General features: G+C 37.4%; 18 protein-coding genes. 8 read left to right on the top strand and 10 right to left on the bottom strand.

The genetic code is table 11. The features are described 5' to 3' along the window. Positions 1-408: 408 nt before the first annotated feature. Complete coding sequence (locus VB694_RS07335) at positions 409-2,565, bottom strand: polyribonucleotide nucleotidyltransferase (protein WP_323359658.1); 2,157 nt, start codon at positions 2,563-2,565, stop codon at positions 409-411. Positions 2,566-2,798: 233 nt separating this feature from the next. Between VB694_RS07335 and VB694_RS07340 the strand changes: the two genes are divergently transcribed. Further along, complete coding sequence (locus VB694_RS07340; RefSeq protein ID WP_323359659.1) at positions 2,799-6,032, top strand: DEAD/DEAH box helicase; 3,234 nt, start codon at positions 2,799-2,801, stop codon at positions 6,030-6,032. 55 nt (positions 6,033-6,087) lie between these two features. Here the strand turns inward: VB694_RS07340 and VB694_RS07345 are convergent, their stop codons facing one another. The 3 genes from VB694_RS07345 to VB694_RS07355 form a co-directional block, all read right to left on the bottom strand. After that, positions 6,088-7,356 carry a helix-hairpin-helix domain-containing protein gene (locus VB694_RS07345; protein ID WP_323359660.1) on the bottom strand — a complete coding sequence of 423 codons (1,269 nt, stop codon included), beginning with the start codon at positions 7,354-7,356 and terminating at the stop codon, positions 6,088-6,090. A 27-nt stretch (positions 7,357-7,383) separates the two neighbouring features. Then, positions 7,384-8,805: a PP2C family serine/threonine-protein phosphatase gene (locus tag VB694_RS07350; RefSeq protein WP_323359661.1), complete on the bottom strand. Its 1,422-nt coding sequence runs from the start codon at positions 8,803-8,805 to the stop codon at positions 7,384-7,386. A gap of 79 nt (positions 8,806-8,884) precedes the next feature. Further along, entirely contained in the window at positions 8,885-9,547 is a 663-nt protein-coding gene (locus VB694_RS07355; protein ID WP_323359662.1) for a vWA domain-containing protein, read from the bottom strand. 135 nt (positions 9,548-9,682) lie between these two features. Between VB694_RS07355 and VB694_RS07360 the strand changes: the two genes are divergently transcribed. From VB694_RS07360 to VB694_RS07375, 4 genes are all read left to right on the top strand, one after another. Further along, the gene (locus VB694_RS07360) at positions 9,683-10,153 is read left to right on the top strand and encodes a helix-turn-helix domain-containing protein (RefSeq protein WP_323359663.1); all 471 of its coding nucleotides are present in this window, start codon (positions 9,683-9,685) and stop codon (positions 10,151-10,153) included. 60 nt (positions 10,154-10,213) lie between these two features. Further along, a complete protein-coding gene (locus VB694_RS07365) occupies positions 10,214-11,128 on the top strand; it encodes a DUF4351 domain-containing protein (protein ID WP_323359664.1) in 915 nt (304 codons plus the stop codon). Positions 11,129-11,230: 102 nt separating this feature from the next. Next, complete coding sequence (locus VB694_RS07370; RefSeq protein WP_323359665.1) at positions 11,231-12,082, top strand: SWIM zinc finger family protein; 852 nt, start codon at positions 11,231-11,233, stop codon at positions 12,080-12,082. A gap of 399 nt (positions 12,083-12,481) precedes the next feature. Then, entirely contained in the window at positions 12,482-13,330 is an 849-nt protein-coding gene (locus tag VB694_RS07375) for an SPFH domain-containing protein (RefSeq protein ID WP_323359666.1), read from the top strand. A gap of 25 nt (positions 13,331-13,355) precedes the next feature. Here VB694_RS07375 and folP read toward each other — a convergent pair whose 3' ends face one another. Both folP and tpiA read right to left on the bottom strand, forming a co-directional pair. Further along, on the bottom strand, positions 13,356-14,219 hold the full coding sequence (folP, locus tag VB694_RS07380) for a dihydropteroate synthase (RefSeq protein ID WP_323359667.1): 864 nt from the start codon (positions 14,217-14,219) through the stop codon (positions 13,356-13,358). Positions 14,220-14,314: 95 nt separating this feature from the next. Further along, positions 14,315-15,040, bottom strand: coding sequence for a triose-phosphate isomerase (tpiA, locus tag VB694_RS07385; RefSeq protein WP_323359767.1), 726 nt, complete (start codon positions 15,038-15,040; stop codon positions 14,315-14,317). A 363-nt stretch (positions 15,041-15,403) separates the two neighbouring features. On the opposite strand from tpiA, the gene VB694_RS07390 reads away from it, so the two are divergent. Then, the gene (locus tag VB694_RS07390) at positions 15,404-15,832 is read left to right on the top strand and encodes a VOC family protein (RefSeq protein WP_323359668.1); all 429 of its coding nucleotides are present in this window, start codon (positions 15,404-15,406) and stop codon (positions 15,830-15,832) included. Positions 15,833-15,839: 7 nt separating this feature from the next. On the opposite strand, the gene VB694_RS07395 is transcribed toward VB694_RS07390, so the two are convergent. Further along, the gene (locus tag VB694_RS07395; protein ID WP_323359669.1) at positions 15,840-16,448 is read right to left on the bottom strand and encodes a triacylglycerol lipase; all 609 of its coding nucleotides are present in this window, start codon (positions 16,446-16,448) and stop codon (positions 15,840-15,842) included. Positions 16,449-16,846: 398 nt separating this feature from the next. Between VB694_RS07395 and VB694_RS07400 the strand changes: the two genes are divergently transcribed. Continuing rightward, a complete protein-coding gene (locus tag VB694_RS07400) occupies positions 16,847-17,203 on the top strand; it encodes a hypothetical protein (RefSeq protein ID WP_323359670.1) in 357 nt (118 codons plus the stop codon). Positions 17,204-17,482: 279 nt separating this feature from the next. Here the strand turns inward: VB694_RS07400 and VB694_RS07405 are convergent, their stop codons facing one another. Next, on the bottom strand, positions 17,483-18,565 hold the full coding sequence (locus tag VB694_RS07405) for a tetratricopeptide repeat protein (protein ID WP_323359671.1): 1,083 nt from the start codon (positions 18,563-18,565) through the stop codon (positions 17,483-17,485). Between the two features lie 86 nt (positions 18,566-18,651). Continuing rightward, positions 18,652-19,350, bottom strand: coding sequence for a 16S rRNA (uracil(1498)-N(3))-methyltransferase (locus VB694_RS07410; protein WP_323359672.1), 699 nt, complete (start codon positions 19,348-19,350; stop codon positions 18,652-18,654). Between the two features lie 56 nt (positions 19,351-19,406). On the opposite strand from VB694_RS07410, the gene VB694_RS07415 reads away from it, so the two are divergent. Next, on the top strand, positions 19,407-20,201 hold the full coding sequence (locus VB694_RS07415) for a carbonic anhydrase family protein (RefSeq protein ID WP_323359673.1): 795 nt from the start codon (positions 19,407-19,409) through the stop codon (positions 20,199-20,201). Between the two features lie 633 nt (positions 20,202-20,834). Here the strand turns inward: VB694_RS07415 and sir are convergent. Then, entirely contained in the window at positions 20,835-22,748 is a 1,914-nt protein-coding gene (gene sir, locus VB694_RS07420) for a sulfite reductase, ferredoxin dependent (RefSeq protein WP_323359674.1), read from the bottom strand. Between the last annotated feature and the right edge of the window lie 337 nt (positions 22,749-23,085).

Consider the following 23,085-nt stretch of genomic DNA (forward strand, 5'->3'; position numbering starts at 1 on the left):
GGTTTAGCAGTCATAAACCCATGCCGATATAATCAAACTATTAAGCTTTTTCAAGTATAATTATTATAGAAAGCATCAATTTTGACAATAAGTATAAATACTCGGAAAAAAGTCATTTAGATAATAAATCAATACTGTTCGGTTAAGGTTTCAAAACTAGGAATATTCCCCCACCCCCTTTTTAAAGGCGCTTCAACCATCTTTTACCCCCTTGTTAAGGGAGTCGCCGCAGATGGGGGGATCTTAACCAAAAAGTATTGATGAGGGATTTTATTTTTTGGAAATCCCTTATCTAACTCTATTCATAATAATTAAAAAAATCATACAGCGATGCCTGCTGTAAAAGGCATCGCGGATTTTAGAATTGGGATTTATCTCTAATCCAAAATCTAAAATCCTTAATCGTTATTAACGATTCACCGCCGCAGCTTCCCGCGCAGCAGCTGCTTGATCTGGGTGTATACCCAAGCGTGTCAGGTTAATTCTACCCTTATTGTCAATTTCGCGCACTTTGACAATCACTTCATCACCGACTGCTACTTCATCTTCAACTTTACCAACACGATAGTCAGCGAGTTGAGAAATGTGAATCATGCCTTCTTTTCCGGGCAGAAATTCCACAAACGCACCAATTGGTATAATCCGTGTCACACGACCAACGTAAACATCACCTTCATGCAGCTTGCGAGTCATGCCTTGGACAATGTTCCTAGCTCTTTTCGCCCTGCTTTCATCAACAGCGGAAATGGTGACAGTACCATCATCTTCGATGTCAATTTTAGCACCAGTTTCTTCGGTAATACCCTTAATAGTTTTACCTCCGGGTCCAATGACTAGACCAATCATGTCGGGATCAATCTTGATCGTCAACAGGCGTGGGGCAAAGGCTGAGGTTTCCTCTCTGGGGGTGTCGATAGTCTGGAGCATTTTATCCAGAATGTGCAACCTAGCAGCTTTAGCTTGCTCGATGGCTTGTTTAATTACGTCTATAGACAAACCGGATATTTTCATATCCATTTGTAAAGCTGTGATCCCTGTATCCGTACCTGCAACCTTGAAGTCCATGTCACCTAAAAAGTCTTCAATGCCTTGAATATCGGTAAGGACGCGCACTTCGTCCCCTTCCTTGATCAAGCCCATTGCAGCACCGCTGACAGGTTTGAGAATGGGAACACCAGCATCCATGAGGGCGAGGGTAGAACCGCAGACTGAACCCATTGAGGTAGAACCGTTAGAAGAAAGCACTTCCGAAACTACGCGGATCACGTAGGGGAATTTTTCTTTTGGTGGTAGTACGGGTAAAATCGCTCTTTCTGCTAAAGCCCCGTGCCCAATTTCCCGTCTTCCTGGCGCACGCATCGGTTTAGTTTCCCCGACTGAGAAGGGGGGAAAATTGTAATGATGCAAGTAACGCTTGTGTTGATCTACTTGTAAATCATCATTAAGATTTTGGGCATCTCCTGGTGTACCCAGTGTGCAGCAGCTGAGAACCTGGGTTAGTCCCCGGTTAAATAAACCGCTACCATGTACCCGCTTAGGTAAAACATCAACTTGACAGGAAACAGGACGGACTTCATCTAGTTTGCGACCATCAACGCGCACGTTATCTTCAACGATTTGACGGCGCATAAAGTATTTGGTGATATCCTTAAAGGTATTACCAAGTGCCTTACTATTTGATGTAGCTGCTACTCGAATGGGATCTTCTTCGGGTAGGGCTTCAATTTCAGCTTTGATCCCATCTTTGACAACATCTAAAGCCGCATCACGTTCAGTTTTGGTTAACTCAAATTGCGCTAAGATTTTTTTAATTTCAGCATTTGCGCGATCGCGGATATAGTTTTCTAGTGTTTGGTCTACTTCCGGTGGTGCTTCCTGGACGATTTTTAGACCGAGTTCTTCTACTAAATCAAGCTGTGCTTGGATTAAATCCCGCACTGCTTCGTAGCCAAAATCAATCGCTTCGATAATATCGCGCTCTGGTAACTGATTTGCTCCCGCTTCCACCATGATCACACCATCAGGTGAACCAGCTACGATCAAATCCAAGTCTCCTGCTTCAATTTCTGCATAGGTGGGGTTAATAATAAAATCATCACCCACTAAACCTACCCGCACTGCTGCCATTGGTCCATTAAAAGGAATTTGGGCAATTAGGGTCGCAATAGAAGCACCAGTTACAGCCAAGACATCAGGGGGTACTTGCTCATCCATTGACATGGTGAAAGCAATTACTTGTAAATCATCCCGTAACCATGAAGGGAATAAAGGACGAAGGGGACGGTCGATCAATCGGCTGGTAAGAATCGCTCTTTCTGGTGGACGACCTTCTCGCCGCATGATACCACCAGGGATTCTGCCAGCTGCATACAATCTTTCTTCATAATCCACCGTGAGGGGAAGAAAATCAATGCCTTCTCTGGCTTGCGATCGCGTAGCTGTCACCAAAACAGCAGTATCCCCTGATTCTATCAACACCGACCCACCAGCTTGGGGGGCTAACAGTCCTACCTTCAGTCGAATATCCCGTCCATCAAAGGATATTGACTTATCAACTTCTGCCATTCAGTTTTTTTTCCTTCTATGCACACTATTCTCTCTCTGTGGCAATCCTAACATTTATGCACTATAGACGGCTTCTGTTAGATATATTAGTTTCACAGACTAGATTTAGGGGGCAGAAAACAGGAGACAGGAGGCAAAAGGCAGATTTAATTTCTAAATTATACCTAAATAACCTTATTTTACGCGTCTAATAACTACTATTAGCTCACTCAAAAAATCGGTATCAGAGAAACATGGCAATTCTACACAGTATTTGGTTGCACAAGAATCAAGATAATTGTTTATTTGTATGGGGAGAAACTTGGCGAACTTTGCCAATTAGTGTTGAATCTATTACCTCAATAGAATTACCGTTGAATCCCTTAGCGATGACACCAACAGAGTTAAATGAATGGTTAGAAACGAATAAATTAGATGTTAAAAATTATATTCAAAATCTTCAAACTCAAGCGTCTGCACCGGCTACCAGTAAATCAAAAACTCGTAAAAATGAGTCTAAAATAGAAAAAACATTACCTAATAAATTACAAATACTTGCCTTAGAAACTAACTTTATTGAAAATGACAAAATAATTTATCCTGTACATTCTGCCAGCTTAGATATTGATAGTAATTCAACACAATATCTACAACCTTGGCGAATTGAAGGTTTTTGTCTCAACCCCAGCGCAGCAATTAAATTTCTTACCGCTTTACCATTGAGTTCCACTGATAGTAAAGATGCCTTTTTGGGGGGAGATTTACGTTTTTGGGTACAAATAGCTCGTTGGAGTTTAGATTTAATTGCTCGCTGTAAGTTTTTACCAACTATTCACCAAGAATCAGATGGTTCTGTAGTTGCTAAATGGCAGGTACTTTTAGATAGTGCTATTGATGCTACTCGGCTAGAAAAATTTGCGGCTAAAATGCCCTTAGTTTGTCGAACTTATCAGCAAGATAGGGAAGATTGTAACCAAAATAATTTAGCAGTTGATTTACCGGAAAAACCACAAGAATTAATTTTGGGATTTCTCAATAGTATTATAGATTCCCAAATCCGCGAAATGATTGCTGCTCAATCTCCCGTTGATAATAGATTAATGATGTCTTTACCACCTGCTGTACAACAGTGGTTACAGGCTTTAACTGGTGCATCTAACATAATTAATGCTGATGCAATGGGATTGGAAAGATTAGAAGCAGCAATAAAAGCTTGGACTCTACCATTACAATATCAATTAACAGGCAAAGCTTCATTTCATACCTGTTTTCAATTGCTACCTCCAGAAGAAGGAAAAACAGATTGGATATTAGCTTACTTTCTGCAAGCAGCAGATGATTCGGAATTTTTAATAGCTGCCAAAACTATTTGGAATTATCCAGTTGAAAAATTAGATTATCAAAATCGGACAATTGAACAACCGCAGGAAACATTTTTGCGGGGTTTGGGTTTAGCTTCTCGATTGTATCCAATTATAGCCCCCAGTTTAGAAACCGAATCTCCGCAATTTTGCGTCCTTACCCCCATGCAAGCTTATGAGTTTATCAAATCTATAGCTTGGAGGTTAGAAGATAGCGGTTTAGGAGTAATTTTACCACCAAGTTTAGCTAATCGTGAAGGATGGGCTAACCGCTTAGGATTGAAAATTAGCGCCGAACCACCCAAGAAAAAACAGGGACGTTTGGGTTTACAAAGTTTGTTAAATTTCCAATGGCAATTAGCAATTGGTGGACAGACAATTTCTAAAGCTGAGTTTGATAAATTAGTAGCTTTAAATAGTCCTTTGGTAGAAATTAATGGTGAGTGGGTGGAACTGCGTCCCCAAGATATTAAAACCGCCCAAAACTTTTTTGCATCTCGCAAAGAACAGATGTCTTTGTCATTAGAAGATGCTTTGAGAATTAGCACAGGAGATACTCAAGTCATTGAAAAATTACCTGTTGTTAGTTTTGAAGCTTCTGGTGCATTACAAGAATTAGTGGGGGCTTTAACTAATAATCAAGAAATTCAACCTTTACCAACTCCTAGCAATTTTTGCGGACAATTACGACCTTATCAAGAACGTGGTGCTGCTTGGTTGGCTTTTCTGGAACGTTGGGGTTTGGGTGCTTGTTTAGCGGACGATATGGGACTGGGAAAAACGATCCAATTCATCGCTTTCCTACTCCATCTCCAAGAACAAGATGCACTAGAAAACCCAGTTCTCTTAGTATGTCCTACTTCGGTTTTAGGAAATTGGGAAAGAGAAGTTAAGAAATTTGCTCCTACTCTGAAAGTTTTAGAATATCACGGTGATAAACGCCCCAAAGGTAAGGCATTTACAGACACTGCAAATAAGCACAATTTAGTAATTACTAGCTACTCATTGGTACAACGAGATATTAAGTTATTACAAACCGTAAATTGGCAGATAATTGTTTTAGATGAAGCCCAAAATATCAAAAATGCAGATGCAAAGCAATCTCAAGCAGTGCGAAAGATAGAAACTACATTTCGTATTGCTTTAACAGGAACACCTGTAGAAAATAGATTGCAGGAATTATGGTCTATTTTAGATTTTCTCAATCCTGGATATTTAGGGAATAAACAGTTCTTTCAAAGACGGTTTGCTATGCCTATTGAAAAGTATGGTGATACTGCTTCTTTAATGCAATTACGGTCATTAGTTCAACCTTTTATTTTACGTCGGTTGAAAACTGATAAATCAATTATTCAAGATTTGCCAGAAAAGCAAGAAATGACCGTATTTTGCGGTTTGACTGCTGAACAAGGGCAACTATATCAACAGTTGGTAGACGAATCTTTAATTGAAATTGAATCAGCAGAAGGTTTACAGCGCAGAGGAATGATTTTAGGTTTATTGGTTAAATTAAAACAAATTTGTAATCATCCTGCACAATATTTGAAAGAGTCAAGTTTAGCAAAACATAATTCTGCTAAATTACAACGTTTAGAAGAAATGTTAGAGGAAGTTTTAGCAGAAGAAAACCGCGCTTTAATTTTTACCCAATTTGCGGAATGGGGTAAATTGTTAAAACCCTATTTAGAAAAACGTTTAGGTAGGGAAATTTTCTTTTTATATGGTAGCACCAGCAAAAAGCAACGGGAAGAAATGATTGATAGGTTCCAACACGATCCCCAAGGACCACCAATTATGATTCTGTCTTTAAAAGCTGGTGGTGTGGGTTTGAATTTAACCAGAGCAAATCATGTCTTTCACTTTGATAGATGGTGGAACCCTGCGGTAGAAAATCAAGCCACAGATAGAGTATTTAGAATTGGACAAACTAAGAATGTCCAAGTTCATAAATTTGTGTGTACGGGAACTTTAGAGGAAAAAATTCATGAGATGATTGAAAGTAAAAAGCAATTAGCAGAACAAGTTGTTGGTGCTGGTGAAGAATGGTTAACTGAATTAGATACAGATCAACTGCGTAATTTACTATTACTTGACCGTAATGCAATTATTGATGAGGATGAGGAATAAAGAACAATAAAGTAGTGACAATTACTAAAATTTTGACAAAACTTTGAAATAAAATTTAAAAGAAAACAATACAAATAATGCAACCTATTATGAAAATAGCACCAGCAATTAAAGCTTTTTTCCAATTTTCTTTAAAAATTACAGGTTTTGCTACACTATTGGATGATGTTATAGGATTGCTAACTTGTGCAGGTTGAGATTTATTAATAGGTAAAGTTTGAGTTTGTTGAATAGTTGTAACTTGCTGATTTGTTTTATTGTTCTTAACAGAAACTGTTACAGGAATTTGTGTTCTAATACTGCCATGTATTGCAGGAAAAGCATCATAATTAATCTGAATTTTTCTTTGACACCAGTAACATTTAGCATAACTCCTTGCATAATAATGGTTATTTATAGATGAACATGGTGTTAGTTCAGGAATTGCTACTTCTAAAGCGTTTTTCCAATCAGCAGCACTTGGCCGCGCATAGGGAGTACGATTGCCATCATCAAAACATTTACGAAAAAGTCTTTCAAGTTCTGGATGAATAACATTTAGAGGAATAGATATTGGTGTAGGTTTAAGTTTAGAACTTTTACCATATATCCAATCACCTTGATGAATAAGTTTATCAATGTTTGGCTGATTAGCACCACCCACCCATTCTCCAGAAAAAGGATGATTCCCAAATAATAATTGCCAAATAATTATAGCTAATCCAAAGCGATCATGTAACTCTGAACGGTCAACTGTGGTAAAATCAACATTAAACATTTCTGGTGGTGTATATTCTCCAGAACCTACATGACTGCGGTGAATTTTTCCTGTTATTTTGTCTCTTATTTGAAATGAATCGGTATCAATAATAGAAATTTGACCAGTTGATTGAACCAAAAGGTTTTGTTGTTTAATATCACAAACTACATAATTTTTCTTGTGTAAAATATCAATAGTAGAGGCAACATTCATAGCGGTTATATGCAAATATACCCAGTTAAAACCAGGTGTTTGCTTATTTCTAAGTCGAGGACTATAGACTTTAATTAAAGTTTGTCCATTCTTGATTTCCGGCATCAAAAATCCTAAAATACTCCCACCACTATCTTGTAGTAAATCCTTAGGCCAAGCTATAGAAATATGTCCTTGTGATAATGTAGGATCGGTAGGTGGGTCATTAGCCATTACCTGAAGTTTTGCACTTCTTTCTGGTGTAGGATTATGATAAATTTTGGCTAAAAATCCAGTTTTATTAGTTGTATAGATTTTTCCTTCACCACTACTATTAATCTCTTTGACTAAATCGATCCATTCACCAGAATTTTTGCATTGTAGACGAACCATATCAATTCTATTACTCCCACTTTACTGTTACCGAGTTTCTCTTGATCTTGCTTTTGGTGTTTCAGGTGGTGTTCTACCTCTTTCTAAAGCAGGTGAAGATTGTGTAGGTGTAGGTTTAGGTGATGGAGTTTTTTCTGGAGAAGATGTAGATGGTGTGGTTAAAGATGATGGAGTCTTTACATCAGAAGGTTTAGGTGTCTTAGAATTAGATTGAGTAAATGTAATAATTCCAAACACAATTGCAAAGAATGTCAAAGTACCTACAGAGATGCATACTATCCTGAATGCGTTTATGTTAGGAATTGTAATTTTTACTCGTGCATATAAAGAAGAGTCATCGGAATTTTCTCCATAAACCGTGAAATCTTTTACAGTAATGAAGTTTTGACTAGTAATAATTTTTCTTTCTCGAATCTTACTGACTAGTTCATCAAAATATTGAATACGTCTTGGTGATTTAAAGACAACTTCCAAGCTACCTTTGCTGAAATTTACAATTGGTGTGATACCTTGAGCTTCTGGTATACTTGTAATTTCTGCTTTAATAAAATCTATAAACTGTTTTAGCTTTTCATCTGTATCTTTAGGATGAGGAGATGGTTGTATAACATCTAAATCATTGAGGTTGGGAATTTCTTCAGGAGATGGTTTGATACCACCATCATATAATCTCCTTTCTTCTACAAAACCACCATAAGCACACAAAAGTAAAGTTTTATCATCGTCTGTGCGCTTATTAAGATTTTCATTATTAAGAAAATCATCAACCTCTCTCTCTTTATGTTGTAAGGTATTGATTGAAAAAATTGATTCTTCTAAACCATTAAAAAATTTATTATATGGTTTCCATCTTTGTGTTTTTTTATCTAAGGCAAGATGTTCAACACCATCTGTAGCAGCACAGATAAAATCATAAGCTTTAGACTTTAAGCAAAAGCGCATTTCATGAATTGCAGTAGAAGATGTGACTGGAGTAGTTTCATTTGCAAATTCACCCTTATCTGGTTGAAACAATAACTCATAATCTTCATTATTTGATCCAACGACAATTAAACCATCACCGATTTGCATAGCAACTAGCAATTTAGGGGTAGCTACAAAAGCTATCAAGGTACAAGCTAAATCATGAATATTCAATTCATTATCTTTAGCATGAATACCTAATTTTGTTCTAATTTCTATTAATAGCTTTTTAAAATGTTCTTTCCAGGCATTTTCATCAATTTTATATTTCCAAATAGCCTCTTTTTGGAGATAAGTAAGTGTAGTTTCAACTGCTAATTGAGAACCTATTTGTGAAAATTTAGCACTACCCATACCATCAGAAACAGCACCTATAATAACTGATTCTTTGTCTAGAATCTTATAATCTGAATAGTCTTGACAAGGTGTTTCAGATTTAATATGTTTAGTACCAATTACGCTTTTAGCTACAGCTTGCCATTTCATTAATTACACCTCCTATAGTTCCGTTCCAGATCCCCGACTTCTCAAAGAAGTCGGGGATCTAACATCTAGAATTGCTGTATCATGTACTTGTAGTAGCCCAACCACTCACAGCAGGTAAAGAAATTTGAGTTGTTCCTACCTTACTACTAGAAACCCGTTTCATGGAGTCAGACAACCACCGGAATAAGTCAGCAAATCTTAATCCGTCAAGTTTAAGTGGAGGTGTATTTGGTGGTGCTATCTGACTGAGAATCTTCATATTTGCACCTTGAACACCTACAGCATAAAAGCTGATTTTTCGATCAGCATCAGCTTGTCTAACTTGTTGTGCTGCATTTTGCCAGCTATCTGTAGGTTCACCATCAGTAATTAAGAACACCCAAGGTTGATAGTATTGAGTACCATTATTCTTATATTCAATTTTGCGATTTTCAACTTCTCTCAAAGCCATTTGAATTGCTGACCCCATTGCTGTTGTACCGCTTACAGTCAAATGGGGTGGATTGAATTGGTCAATAGTAATAAAATCTTGTAGTAATTCTGGTGTACTACCAAAGGTAATAATAGCAACTTCAACTCTCAAAGAAGCAGTAGCATCCTGTTCTATTTCTTGTTTAAACGTAGCAAGACCCGCATTAAGTTGAGCAATAGGACTTCCTGACATAGAACCGGAGATATCAAGCAGTAACACCACTGGACAACGTGGTTCAGGGTTATCCGCAAATTCAGCGTAAATAGGCATAATTACTTTATATTCCCTGGTAAAAATGAATAAAGTTACCTTGTATTTATGATGGTAAGCTAACTTACATCAGGTATTGACTAACACTACTTAGAATTTATGTTAGGATTACATCAGTATTTTTTTAATCACGTTATGTCAGAAACTAACGAAAAGTTTGTAGAAGCGTCTAATAACTGGGATTTAGAGACTTTATACACTGATTTAGCCTCTGTTAAAGGTAAACGTCTCACTCCCGTAGAAAAACTCCACCTGCGGGGACTGCTTCTGGGTTACAGTCCGGCTGAAATTGCCGATAAGCTAGGTAAAGATGTTAGAGGTGTGGAAACTGACTTCAGTGCCACTATATATAGATATGTAAAGGGTTTAGTAGGTAAATGTAACGAAAAAATAAATAATTGGCGTAGTGTTATTGAATGGTTGGACGAAGCAGGATATAAAATTGAAATTACAAATAAGAATCAAGAGACTGTTAATTTTGAATCTGTAGATATTATTGGTAGAATTGCTAGTATTAAATTTTGTAAAAAGAAAATCACAATTGAAATAGATACGATTGAGGTTGATTTATTAGGGAAAGATAAATCTTCCAATGAATCACTTTGATATGTATAAAATCAAAATTATTTTCTAATAAAAAATGTAAATCCTAACTTAGATAAAACGATGACAGAAAATATAGACCATGACCGCTTGTTCAAAGAACTAATATCAACCTTTTTTATAGAATTTATAGAATTGTTCTTTCCTCAAGTTTTGGAATATATAGATCACGGATCAATTACATTCTTAGACAAAGAAATATTTACTGATGTCACCGCAGGAGACAAATATGAAACTGACTTGATAGCCAAAGTTAAATTTTTAGGTCAACCTTCTTATTTTGTGATTCATATTGAAGCTGAATCAGGTGCAAGACCGAAATTTAATCAAAGAATGTTTCGTTATTTTGCGAGATTAGATGAAAAATTGGACTTGCCAATATATCCGATAGTTATATTTTCCTACGACTCACCCAAAACCGTAGCTGTGAATAACTATCAAATCAACTTTCCTGATTTTGAAGTGCTAAAATTTAATTATCAAGTAGTGCAACTCAATCAACTCAACTGGCGAGACTTTTTAATTCGTCCAAATCCAGTTGCATCTGCTTTGATGTCAAAAATGAGTATAGCACCAGAAGATAGGCCAAAAGTCAAAGCAGAATGTTTAAGGTTATTAGTCACCTTAAAATTAAATCCAGCCAAAATGCAATTGATATCAGGTTTCATTGACACATATTTGAGATTGAATAAAATAGAAAAAGAGAAATTTCAAACAGAAATAGGTACATTAATAACAGAGGAAAAGGAGGAAGTTATGCAAATTGTCACTAGTTGGATGGAAGAAGGAATTGAAAGAGGAATTGAAAGAGAAAAAAATTTAATTCTCCGTCAAATCAATAAGAAATTTGGACACATTGATATAGAACTAGAAACCGCAATTAGAAGTTTAAATATAGAAATTATGGAATCTTTAGGAGAGGCAATTTTTGATTTAGAGACTGTGGAAGATTTGCAAAATTGGTTAGAGGATGTTTGATATAGGAATAATAATAACTCCTATAAGCCTTTTTTGATCCGCTAAAATCATTTTATTGCCAGTATTTTGCTTGTATACCTTATCCAAATTTTTGCATTAATTATGACTAATGATACCCTACAAGCAAGTAGAGAATGGTGGTCACAGCGATGGCTAGATTTACTAGATTCTTATCGGTTTAAAAAACGTCTGGAAAGGGCTAGAAATTATTCTAGACAAGGCAATGTTTTGAGTATTGAGTTTAAAGGTGCAAAAGTTCTAGCCAGGGTGCAAGGTAGTGAAGCAGAACCTTATAAGGTTTCTCTTTCCCTTGATGCTTTTAGTGATGAAGAGTGGGGTTATGTGATTGAAACTATGTCCCAAAAGTCTATTTTTGCTGCTAAATTATTAGCGGGAGAAATGCCGCAAAATATCGAAGATGTATTTACATCTAATGGACTTTCATTATTTCCTTTTACCTTGGGTGACGTTCACGGTAAATGTTCTTGTCCTGATAAAGCAGTACCTTGTAAACATATTGGTGCTGTGTATTATCAATTAGGCGATCGCTTTAGTGAAGATCCCTTTGTTTTATTTCAATTACGGGGACGCACCAGAGAAAAAATAATTAGTGATTTACGCCAGTTACGCAACACTAAAAATTTAGAAAAATCTGATAAAAAACCTTTAAAAACAGCAAATACAGAAGTTCAACAGATAGAACATGAACATAACTTTTCATTAAAATTAGATAATTTTTGGCAATATCAAGAGCCACTAGAATCGTCTTTAGTGGTAATTTCCCCTAGTGTAAGTGAGACAGTTTTAGACGTTTTGGGTACAATTCCCCTAGCTAAAGATGAGGAGAGTTTAGTGAATTCATCTGCGGGTGATGTCACGATAAATTATTTACAAACAGTTTACAAAGATGTGAGTCAAAAGGCTTTTTTAGCAGCAATGAATGTGGGAGGCTAAGAGAATGTTTGAAAAGTTTTGGGCGAATATAAAGATGCCTCCGGCACGCTTCGCGAACACTACTATACAAGCCAAGTCCCTTCGGGTTCGTCAGTTCCCTACGGCGGGAAACCCGCCTACAGGACTGGTCTCACCACCTGCGTGGACTAAGGAAAGATTAAGGGTTTGAAACCCACGGAGATGGGTTTTGTATGTGTAGCCGCGACTTCTAGTCGCCTTTTCAAACACCCTCTAAATTCATAGAGAAAAACCGCCGCCTTCAATAATTGTTGAATGAGAAAATACCTAAATTTTCTTTTGATAATTATGATGACTCCTGACTCCTGACTCCTGAATTCTGGCGTTATGGTATCATGCTGTTTTATACTCAATTATCCCAAACCCTAAAGAGGAGCATATATGGAGCCAATCATTGCTATAGTTTTAGCACTTATAGGTTATGCCTTGGGATCAGCTAAACTGATTAATCAAGGTAATGAAGCCCTGGTTGAACGCTTGGGTCGGTATCATCGGAAACTTAAACCAGGACTCAACTTTATAGTTCCCTTACTTGACCAAATTGTTATGGAGGATACAACACGGGAACAGGTTTTAGATATCAAACCTCAGAATGTCATTACAAAAGACGGTGTTTATCTAGAAGTTGATGCAGTTGTTTACTGGCGCATCACTGAAATTGAAAAAAGCTTTTATGCAATTGACGATTTGCAACAAGGACTTACTAATTTAACCACAACTACACTGCGAGAAATTATCGCCCAGAACTCCTTAGAAGATACTAATATGTCTAGGGCAGATATGGACAGAACTATATTAGATCAATTAAATCCAATCACAAGCGATTGGGGAGTTACTATCATTAGGTTAGACATTCAGAGAATAACACCACCTGAAACTGTACGCAAGTCAATGGAAGAAGAACGCGCTGCGGAAATTAAAAAACGGGCGCTGATTTCCACTGCTGAGGGGGAAAGACAAGCTGCGGTTAAAAAAGCCGAAGGAACTAAAAGTTCGCTGGAAATTATTTCTCAAGCTATACGTTCTCATCCTGAAAGTAAGGATCTTTTACGGTATCTCGTAGCTCAAGATTATGTCCAAGCCAGTCAAAAACTTAGTGAAAGTAATAACGCCAAAATTGTGTTTGTAGACCCAGCTAATTCTACAGATATGTTCCAAGAATTAATTGCTGAGTCAGTAAATAAAGATGATGATATTAAAACTTCTGGTAATGGTAATGGTGCTAATTAATAGCTCAGTGATCAGTTATCGCCGTTTACTGTTCACTGTCACCTGCTACCTGTCGATAAATAGCATCAGCAACTAAAGAAACATCGCGCATTTCCAAAACATCGTGAACTCGGAGGATGTCAGCACCATTGAAAATGGCAGCACAACAGGCCGCTGCTGTTCCCCAAACTCTGGCTTTTGGCTCTGGTTGGTTTAAAATTTTCCCTATAAAACTTTTACGAGAAGCTCCCACCAGTATGGGACAGTTCAGCACTTTTAAAGTTTGCAAGCGGCGAAAAATTTCTAAATTTTGCTCGTAATTTTTAGCAAAGCCAATACCAGGATCAATAATAATTTTCTCCTGTTTAATACCCACCGCAACTGCGGCTTTTATTTGTTGAGATAAAAAACTATAAATATCAGCCATCAAATCTTGATAATCAGTTTGTTGTTGCATTGTTAGGGGTGTTCCCCGGATGTGCATTAACATAATTGGCACATCTAAACTAGCCACAGTTGCCAACATTTGTGAGTCATAAGTACCCCCAGAAATATCATTAACTATATCAGCCCCAGCTTCTACAGCAGCTTTAGCTACATTTGCTCTAGTGGTATCTACAGAAATGGGAATTGAAATTTCTGGTCGTATTACTTGCAAAACAGACAGCACCCGGTCAAGTTCTTCTGTGAGGGTAATTTGCTCTGCTCCCGGTCTGGTTGATTGACCACCGATATCAATAATATCAGCACCAGCATTTACCATTGCTTGCGCTTGGGCTAAAGCGGCTGAAGCTGTGTTAAATTGACCACCATCACTAAAGCTGTCAGGGGTGACATTTAAAATCCCCATCACATAAGTCCGTTGTCCCCAGATGAAACAGCTTTTTCTAATAATTAATTGGTTTGACATATATTTCATACCGCCCCGGAATGAATTCCGAGGCTAATAGCCAAAGTCCGTTAAAACGGACTAAATTGATTTGTTAAAAAACTGTAAATGGCGTTTTACTGATAATTAACAATCCTGGCAAAACTATCAGCTTCTAGACTCGCACCTCCTACGAGAGCGCCGTCAATTTCTGCTTGAGCCATGATTTCATCAATATTATTCGGCTTAACTGAGCCGCCATATTGAATTGATACATGAGGATTAGTCAATTGAGAGCGAATTAAACCAATTACTCGATTTGCTTCTTTAGCTTCACAAGTATCACCAGTACCAATAGCCCAAATTGGTTCATAAGCAATTATCAAGTTACTTTGATCCACATCCACTAAGTCTTGTTCTAATTGGGAGATAATCAGTTTTTCGGTTTCCCCAGCATCTCGTTGTTGTTTGGTTTCACCAACACAGAGAATGGGGGTAAGTCCATATTTTTGAGCAGCTTTGAGGCGGAGGTTAACGGTTGTGTCTGTTTCCCCAAAAAATTGCCGTCTTTCGCTATGACCAACGATGACATAACGCACTCCAATTTCTGTGAGCATGGGAGCAGCAATTTCACCCGTGTAGGCTCCATTTTCTTCCCAGTGGACGTTTTGAGCGCCCAAATGGATAATGCTGCCGTGCAAATATTTGGACATGACGCTTAAATCTGTAAAGGGAGGACACAATATTACCTCTCGTTCTGAGGCTGTTTCCTCCAGGTGGGGCAGAAATCCGCGTAAAAATTCTTCGGACTCTGACCGGGTTTTGAACATTTTCCAGTTACCGGCAATAACGATTTTTCGCACAGGTGTTTTTGTCAAGATGCTAACGCTACTAGATCCATTTTTCAGTCTAGAACTTTTCTGGACGCAATCAGCATTTTGAACAGAAGTTTTACCGCCTTTACTGCTACCCTCATTCTCACCAGTTTTACTGGTTTACCCGCTGCTTTCTCATCGTCAAGGAACTGTCCCAAGTCTTTTAACACTGGATTAGTGCGACTGCGGGTAGGTTCGACCGCTGAAATAATTAATCAAAATTTATTAAATTTTTAGGATATTAATCAAGGAATTCATCAGATTTTGAATGAAATTAGATATTTTTCCATCTTGATGCACTAAAATGATATTTTGTCAAGATAATTTAGATGCGTTTCCCCTGCCCCCACCATGAACCAAACCATCTTTCACCTCGCCTTCCCTGTCACTGATATCCCCGAAACCAAAGCCTTTTATGTTGATGGTTTAGGCTGTATCCCCGGTAGAGAAAACCCCCATGCTTTAATTCTCAACCTTTACGGACATCAATTAGTGGCACACATCACCAAAGAACCTCTAATACCTCAAAAGGCGATTTATCCTCGACATTTCGGATTAATTTTTACCTATCAACAAGATTGGCAAGAATTACTAGAAAGGGCAAAAATCAAAGATTTAAATTTTCGAGAAGAACCTAAAAATCGCTTTGTTGATTCTCCCCTAGAACATCAGACTTTCTTTTTAGAAGATCCTTTTTACAACTTAATGGAATTCAAGTATTATCGACATTCAGAGGCAATTTTTACGAGTTCTGAATATACGAAAATTGGTGATAGGTAGGTAATAACTAATAACTAATTGGTTCATTTAATGCTGCTGCTACTACTTCAAAAGTTCTTTTATCTGTTAACATCCAAGGATGAAGAGCAACGGGTAAAATAACTTCCTTGCCAAAAGGTATTCTTGAACTTTCCGCAGGTAAAATAATTAAATCATAAGGTGTCCAAATAGATGTAAAATTTAACTTCTTCAACATTTCTACATCAGAATTTAAGTCATTTAAAAAATCACTATCAGGCTGCATTTGTAAAGCACCCTTTAACCAAGTTAAATATGCAATATTTGTTCCCTGATGTGGTGAGGAAATGGTAATAAACCTCTTTACCTTTTCTATTCCTCCCAATCTTTGAATATAATAACGGCTGACTATTCCCCCCATACTAAAACCCACTATATCTAATGGTTGTTCTGGTGCAAAGGTAGCGTTTACATAATCCGCTACTTGCTGTGCTAACTTGTCTAAAACCTCAGAACCATTATTAGGTTTTAAATCAACTGTACAAACCACCATACCTTGCTTTCTCAGGTAAAACGCCATTTTATCGAAAACCGCTCCAGTATCATTAATACCGTGTACTAATAAAACAGGATTCCGCTTTCTTGTTTTGTTATTCATAGTAATACTTTGAAAATAAATCTGTAAAAAATTGTCAGTATTCATAAAATCAGATTTTAGTTGATTCTGTAGAAAATATAACCAAGTACCAGAGCTATCAACCCAGAGACTATGACAGTTTTTGCAGCCAGTCAGTTATTATTAATTTTTATTAAGGAAAGTCTCAGAATCTTGCTCGTAGATACAGTAAAATCTAATAATTAGTTCGCAGTCACTATAGGTCGCTAATGGTTGTAATGAAGTCATAACAATTGCCCTATAGTATGACTACAAGGTGATTAAGTAAAAATCCCTAGAATGATTACCGGAAGCAATTATGGCAACAAAATGTAAGATTATGTTGCAATGATTAATAATTACGGTGATATTGCAAAATATTAAAAGCAGGAGAAATTGTCATGTTTGGATTTATCAAAAATTTAATCGGTGGTATTTTTGGTTTCATCGGTGGGTTATTTGGCAAAAAAGATGAATACTATTTGGAACTAAAAGAAGAAGCTGGTGATACCAAACCAGCACCTGCTGAAGCTAAGTCAGTAGCAACAGCAGCGAAAGTAGAACCCATTAAACCAGCAGCAGCGAAAGTAGAACCTGCTAAAGTAAGCAAACCGACACCCGCTAAACCAACAGAAGCAACTGAAACAAATTTTGCCACTAAATATTTAATGACTGAATCTTCTGCTGGTCGTCGTCGTCCTGGTGCGAACATGAATAGTTTTCTGGATATGGCGAGTCAAGTAAAAGTACCTGGATAAATTAATTTTGGATTTTGGTAAGAATTCAGGTGAGGCGATAAGATCCCCGACTTCTTTTGTTTATTGTGTCCATAAATGATAAATTGATTTCAGAAGTCGGGGATCTGGGTGTGAACTATTGCTATAGCTGAATACTTACAGATTTTGGATTGACGATTTTGGATTGATTAATTGGTTTAATGCAGAATATATAGATCGCAGTTAGGGCTAAAGCCCTGACTACCAACAAAAAATAAGTCCTACATTTAATCCAAAATCCAAAATCTAACCTTTCCCTATTTATGATTTGGTTGAGGCATTTTTAACAAATACAATTCCACTGTATAACTGAAATGCCGAATCCCAATTAGTCTGTTCTCTCCTAAATAGTTGTATATGAGGAGGAATTTGATTTAGCACTTCTGTTTGATCTAAAACTTTTTCTCCAAAAGGCTGAAATTCTGACCAAACTTTAACTAGAGGTAATTTTTTCTCAACCCAATTCATCAAACCATTCCAGTTAATTCTAATGGTGTTTTGTGTGGCTTGGGGAGTAATTTCTAAACCTTGTTGAAATTCATAGCCATTGTCATAAATTCGCAAAATTGTACGTCTTCCAGGTAGATGTAAATCACAAAATTGGGCATAGTCTTGAGTTTGGGTTTTACGTTCTAATTTACCACGGACATTGATATCTACAACTTGTTCAAAAATAGGTAATAATCCTACAACTCTGGCTGTAACTTCTGACCACTCAAAACTAAAAGAACCAAGTTGATTTTCTGAACTCAAACATACAACGTTTGGGTTTTGTGGCGATGCGGAAAAATATTTGACTTGATATACTTGAATTGCTTGAATTTGTGATATTTTTAGACAAAAGCAGGGAATTCCAGCTTGTTGTAACTGTGTCCCATAAAATTGCATTTCACCTATTTTTCCTGTTCTGTAGATTCTCCAACTGCGACTTGGTAACATCAGTCTAGCTGAGTAGGTATCTATTTGCATAATTTCGGCAAATTTTGGCGCAACTATAGTTTTTTGTTCACTGTTAATTGGTTCTAAAACTAATATTCCCTGTTCGATGTTACTTGGTTCTGATGTTGCTTGAACAATTGCTCTTTGTCTTTCTTCTTGCTGTATTTCTTTTATTCGCTGTAAACCTTGACGTGCTTGTGACAAGATTTTGTTATTTACTGTTACTTTTAGTAGTTGACGATAAATTTTTTCTGATTCTTGTCGCTTTCCAGAAACTTCCTGTAACCGGGCGAGATAAAATTGCACCCAAGGATTTTCTGGTGACTCTTTGAGTAAAGGTTTGATTAATTTAGCTGCGGTTTGATAGTCTTTGCGTTCAAAGGCGGCGATAACTTCTTCCAGCATGACTTTTAATAAACTTGATATGAATGTCTCGCGCCAAGAAGCAAAGACGCAAAAAAAGCGTAATCGTTTTGCGTGAGATATATTATTTATACTTCACAAGTAGCAGCAATCAAGGATAATGCAACAATCGGCGCTGTGACTGCGCGGAGAATACGACGGCCAAGGGAAACAGGTTGAAATCCTGATTTTATTGCTATTTCCAGTTCTTGATCTGTCCACCCTCCTTCGGGTCCGATCGCAATTATAATTTCATCAGAGCAGTTATTTAGCACTTTTTTCAAATGCGGATAATCTCCACGCGCTTCACAGATATAACGGTGATTTACTTTACATTCACTTAATGCGGTGCTAAAAGCTACAGGTTCTAAAATGGTGGGAACAAAGGCTCTCTCTGACTGTTCAGCGGCTTCTGAGGCTATCCTTCGCCAACGTTCTAATTTTTGTGAACTAGGGTTGATGAGGGTGCGATCGCTCAAAACAGGTAAAATACAAGTTACTCCCAATTCTGTACAACACCGGACAACATCATCAAAACCATTTCCCTTTGGTAAAGCCATCATCAAAGTTATAGATACAGGTAACTCGGTTTTCACCTGAAGTAATTCTATAATCTCTCCTGTTTCTCCTATGAGCTGGGTTAACCACCATTTACCCATACCATCCATCGCAATAAATTTATCCCCATCCCGCAACCGCAACACCCGCAATAAATAATGTTGTTGTTGGGGAGTTAATAAAAGTTGTTGTTCTTGGAGTTGGGAAGGATGAATTGTAATCCGTTGCATTTTTAACTGTATAGTTTTGGTTGAGAAATTACACTCTTTTCCAGTATAGATATAGCATGATGAAATTAAGTGTGAAACTCAAAAATCTTTTGTCGAGAAATCTGCTAGTAATTGCAACTTTTTTAATAGCTTTGATGGCTATATTTTCTACACAAGTCATAGCGGAAGAAAATAAGCCACACTGGAGTTATGGAGGTGCAGCAAATCCTACTCAATGGGGAGAAATCAGTCCTAACTTTGCTCTTTGTGAACTGGGAAAAAATCAATCTCCTATTAATATCAATAATGCAGTAGAAGGAACTCCCATTAAAATACAGTTTAACTATCAACCAACACCTTTATTAGTGGTTAATAATGGTCATACTGTCCAAGTAAATTACAAATCAGGTAGCACTATAAAACTTAACGCTGAGGAATACGAACTCATCCAATTTCATTTTCACACACCTAGCGAACATACTATTAATAATAAAGCCTCTGCTCTAGAAATGCACTTGGTTCACCGCAATGCTCAAAATCAACTAGCAGTTGTGGGAGTGATGATAAATAAAGGTGCAAATAATCCCTTTATTGCTCAAATTTGGCAGCATATTCCCACATTGGGAAAAAACAATGCAGTCCAAAATTCTACTATTAACGCTGCTAATTTATTACCTAAAAATAAAGATTTTTTCAGTTATAATGGTTCACTAACTACGCCACCATGCAGTGAAAATGTAAAATGGAATGTGTTAATAGAACCGATTCAAGTTGCAGAAAAACAAATTGAAGCTTTCCAAAGTTTATATCAAGTAAATGCTCGTCCAGTGCAACCTGTAAATGCGAGAATAGTTGAATTTCATGGACAATAAATCATTATACGCTTTTGTCAGAATCAGGATGTCCAGGATTTAAGGATTTTCAGGATGTAATTGAAAGATTGATTTTTGGGAAGTTGGGATTTTTTGTCTGAATCAGGATATCCAGGATTTTAGGATTTACAGGATGCGATCGCAAATAATAATGTTGATAATTGAAAAACAGTTATATATGCGCGCACACTTTTCCACCTATAACATATAGCATAAAAGAAATTTTTCGCCTTGTCAAGTCTTGATGGAAAATTTGTTGAATATTGTTTGTCAGCATCAGAACATCCTTCGGGAAGTCAAAACTCAAAGGTCAAAAATCAAAGATTTACAGGATGCGATCGCAAATAATGATGTTGATAATTAAAAACCCGTTATATATGCGCGCACACTTTCCCAGATATAACATATAGCATAAAATAAAATTTTCGACTTGTCAAGTCTTAACCATGATTTTATAAAAAATTTCCTCTCCCTTATTTTCTTCGTGTCCTTTGTGTCTTAATTGTAACGAACCGCAGAGGACGCAGAGTTTTGGAGATATTTGGTGTAAGTTATGCACGATTAAACATTGCTTGTAAATCTCACGCAAAAACTAAAAACTTTGCGTCTTTGCGCCTTTGCGTGAGAAATATCCTACAGACTTTGGAAATATTTATCTAAAGCCTCATGTACCAAGTCAGTCATAGGTTTATTCAGCTTTTCTGCGGTTTCTTTGAGTTGCTCATAAACATCATCTCGTAAACTCACCCGATGACGTGATTTTCCGCTGCTGGTGGGTTCTCCTGGTGTGTAAGTGGCTGAAAATTCGCGGATAGCATCAAAACCTATGCGATCGCAAAAATCACCAAAACTTTCTTTACCTTTACGGAACTTTTTAAAATAGACAAAAATCGGCTCTAAAAAGCTTTCTATCTCATCGTGGTGCAGTTTTTCAATGATCGGTTGTGCTAACCGCGTTTGATCTGGTGAACCACCCAACCAAACTTGATAAGATTCTGGTGCGCTACCTACAAAACCTAATTCTGCCATATAGGGACGAGCGCAACCATTAGGGCATCCTGTCATCCTTACCACAAAATGGTCTTTTTGTAAACCCACTTTATCTAATAAAGCGCGGATTCTTTCTAAAATACCAGGAATTGCCCTTTCTGATTCCGTAATAGCTAAACCACAGGTAGGTAAAGCGGGACAAGCCATAGCATAGCGGGTTAAGGCTGCAATTTGACTAGGATCAGCAATAACACCACATTTATCTAGAATTTCTTGAATTGCTTCTTTATCTTCCGGTGCAATATCGTAAAAAATCAGGTTGTGGTTAGGTGTGAGACGGATGGGTAGGTTAAACTGCTCTACAATTGACCGTAAAGCGGTTTTTAGTAAAAATGTACCTTCATCTTTTACCCGACCATTATCAATGGAAATACCCAAGAACAGTTTACCGTCCCCTTGTTCATTCCAACCCAGATAATCTTGATATTTGAATTTCGGTAATTGTTTAAACGGTTCGACAGCTTTACCAAAGTATTCTTCCACTTGAGTGCGGAATTTGTTTACACCCCAATCATTGATTAAATATTTTAATCTCGCGTGTCTTCTGTCGGTGCGATCGCCATAATCTCTTTGAGTAGCAACAATCGCCTTCACAATATCATAAACATCATCTTTGGCTACATAGCAAATTGGATCAGCTATGCGTGCAAAGGTTTCTTCTTTATTGTGGGTTCGTCCCAAACCACCACCAGCAAAGACGTTAAAACCTTGTAATTCCCCTTTTTTATTGGTCATTACTACCAATGTTAAATCTTGGGAATACAAATCTACGGAATTATCACCGGGGACAGTTACGCAAACTTTAAATTTGCGCGGCATATAATGAGTACCATAGATTGGTTCTACGGAATCATGAATAATAGTCCCAGTCCCATTTTTTTGTCGTGCTGCTATGACATCTGGGTGTTCTTCGGCACTAATGGCTTTTTCCCCATCTAACCAAATTTCATAATAAGCACCGGTTTGGGGAGAGAGTAAATCAGCGATATTTTGGGCATATTCCCAAGCATACTCATATTCTGGGCGATTTTTGAATGGTGCGGGGGGAGCCATAACGTTGCGGTTGATGTCACCACAAGCACCTAAAGTAGAACCCAAATTCTTGACAATTGTGGCGATCGCTGCTTTGAGATTCTTTTTCAAAATCCCATGTAGCTGAAAACCTTGGCGGGTAGTAGCTCTTAACGTATGATTACCATATTCATCCGCCAATTTATCCAAAGCCAAATATAGCTGCGGTGGTACTAACCCACCAGGATTTTTTGTCCGCAGCATCATTTGGTAGTCTTTTTCCTGTCCCTTCGCACGATGATCACGGTTATCCTGTTGATAAGACCCGTGAAACTTCAGAATTTGTGTTGCATCCTCACTAAAGTGGGTTGTATCCTGAAGAATTTCTGTAGCTACAGGTTCGCGCAAAAAATTACTATTTTCTTTGAGTCCTTCAACTTTGGAAGGCTTACGGTTGGTCTGGGTAGTAGAAGCAGTGTTAACCATTACAGTAGTATCTTTCTCAATAATGCATCAGTTAAAGCTGAATTAGTAATTTAGCAGAACTTTATTCAGCTGCTAGAACACCAAAAATCCGGTAGGAATTGTCAGTAACTCAGGGCTAAAGCCACTGAGCTTGTAAGAGTAATCAAGCAAGCTGTACTGACCAGACCACCCTGAGCATAGTCTTATGGTAGCCGTTATCTGAGTCAAGACACCGGAGAATGCGACGCTAGTTTTCCGCTCTGTCGTTTGTAATTAAACAGTTTTAAAGTCACTGAAACAGTGTTACAAGCCCAACAAGCCCAGACAACAAGGTCAAAGCGAACATTACCTGAGAAAT

The organism is Anabaena sp. UHCC 0451 (assembly GCF_034931405.1).
Classification (GTDB): domain Bacteria; phylum Cyanobacteriota; class Cyanobacteriia; order Cyanobacteriales; family Nostocaceae; genus RDYJ01.

Coding starts and splice junctions, on each gene's coding strand:
- VB694_RS07350 (WP_323359661.1), bottom strand. CDS start 8,805: ATGAAATGGCAAGCTGTAGCTAAAAGCGTAATTGGTACTAAACATATT.
- VB694_RS07405 (WP_323359671.1), bottom strand. CDS start 18,565: ATGCTGGAAGAAGTTATCGCCGCCTTTGAACGCAAAGACTATCAAACC.
- folP (WP_323359667.1), bottom strand. CDS start 14,219: ATGTCAAACCAATTAATTATTAGAAAAAGCTGTTTCATCTGGGGACAA.
- VB694_RS07345 (WP_323359660.1), bottom strand. CDS start 7,356: ATGGTTCGTCTACAATGCAAAAATTCTGGTGAATGGATCGATTTAGTC.
- VB694_RS07410 (WP_323359672.1), bottom strand. CDS start 19,350: ATGCAACGGATTACAATTCATCCTTCCCAACTCCAAGAACAACAACTT.
- VB694_RS07390 (WP_323359668.1), top strand. CDS start 15,404: ATGAACCAAACCATCTTTCACCTCGCCTTCCCTGTCACTGATATCCCC.
- VB694_RS07335 (WP_323359658.1), bottom strand. CDS start 2,565: ATGGCAGAAGTTGATAAGTCAATATCCTTTGATGGACGGGATATTCGA.
- VB694_RS07400 (WP_323359670.1), top strand. CDS start 16,847: ATGTTTGGATTTATCAAAAATTTAATCGGTGGTATTTTTGGTTTCATC.
- VB694_RS07395 (WP_323359669.1), bottom strand. CDS start 16,448: ATGAATAACAAAACAAGAAAGCGGAATCCTGTTTTATTAGTACACGGT.
- VB694_RS07370 (WP_323359665.1), top strand. CDS start 11,231: ATGACTAATGATACCCTACAAGCAAGTAGAGAATGGTGGTCACAGCGA.
- VB694_RS07360 (WP_323359663.1), top strand. CDS start 9,683: ATGTCAGAAACTAACGAAAAGTTTGTAGAAGCGTCTAATAACTGGGAT.
- VB694_RS07355 (WP_323359662.1), bottom strand. CDS start 9,547: ATGCCTATTTACGCTGAATTTGCGGATAACCCTGAACCACGTTGTCCA.
- VB694_RS07340 (WP_323359659.1), top strand. CDS start 2,799: ATGGCAATTCTACACAGTATTTGGTTGCACAAGAATCAAGATAATTGT.
- sir (WP_323359674.1), bottom strand. CDS start 22,748: ATGGTTAACACTGCTTCTACTACCCAGACCAACCGTAAGCCTTCCAAA.
- VB694_RS07415 (WP_323359673.1), top strand. CDS start 19,407: ATGATGAAATTAAGTGTGAAACTCAAAAATCTTTTGTCGAGAAATCTG.
- VB694_RS07365 (WP_323359664.1), top strand. CDS start 10,214: ATGACAGAAAATATAGACCATGACCGCTTGTTCAAAGAACTAATATCA.
- VB694_RS07375 (WP_323359666.1), top strand. CDS start 12,482: ATGGAGCCAATCATTGCTATAGTTTTAGCACTTATAGGTTATGCCTTG.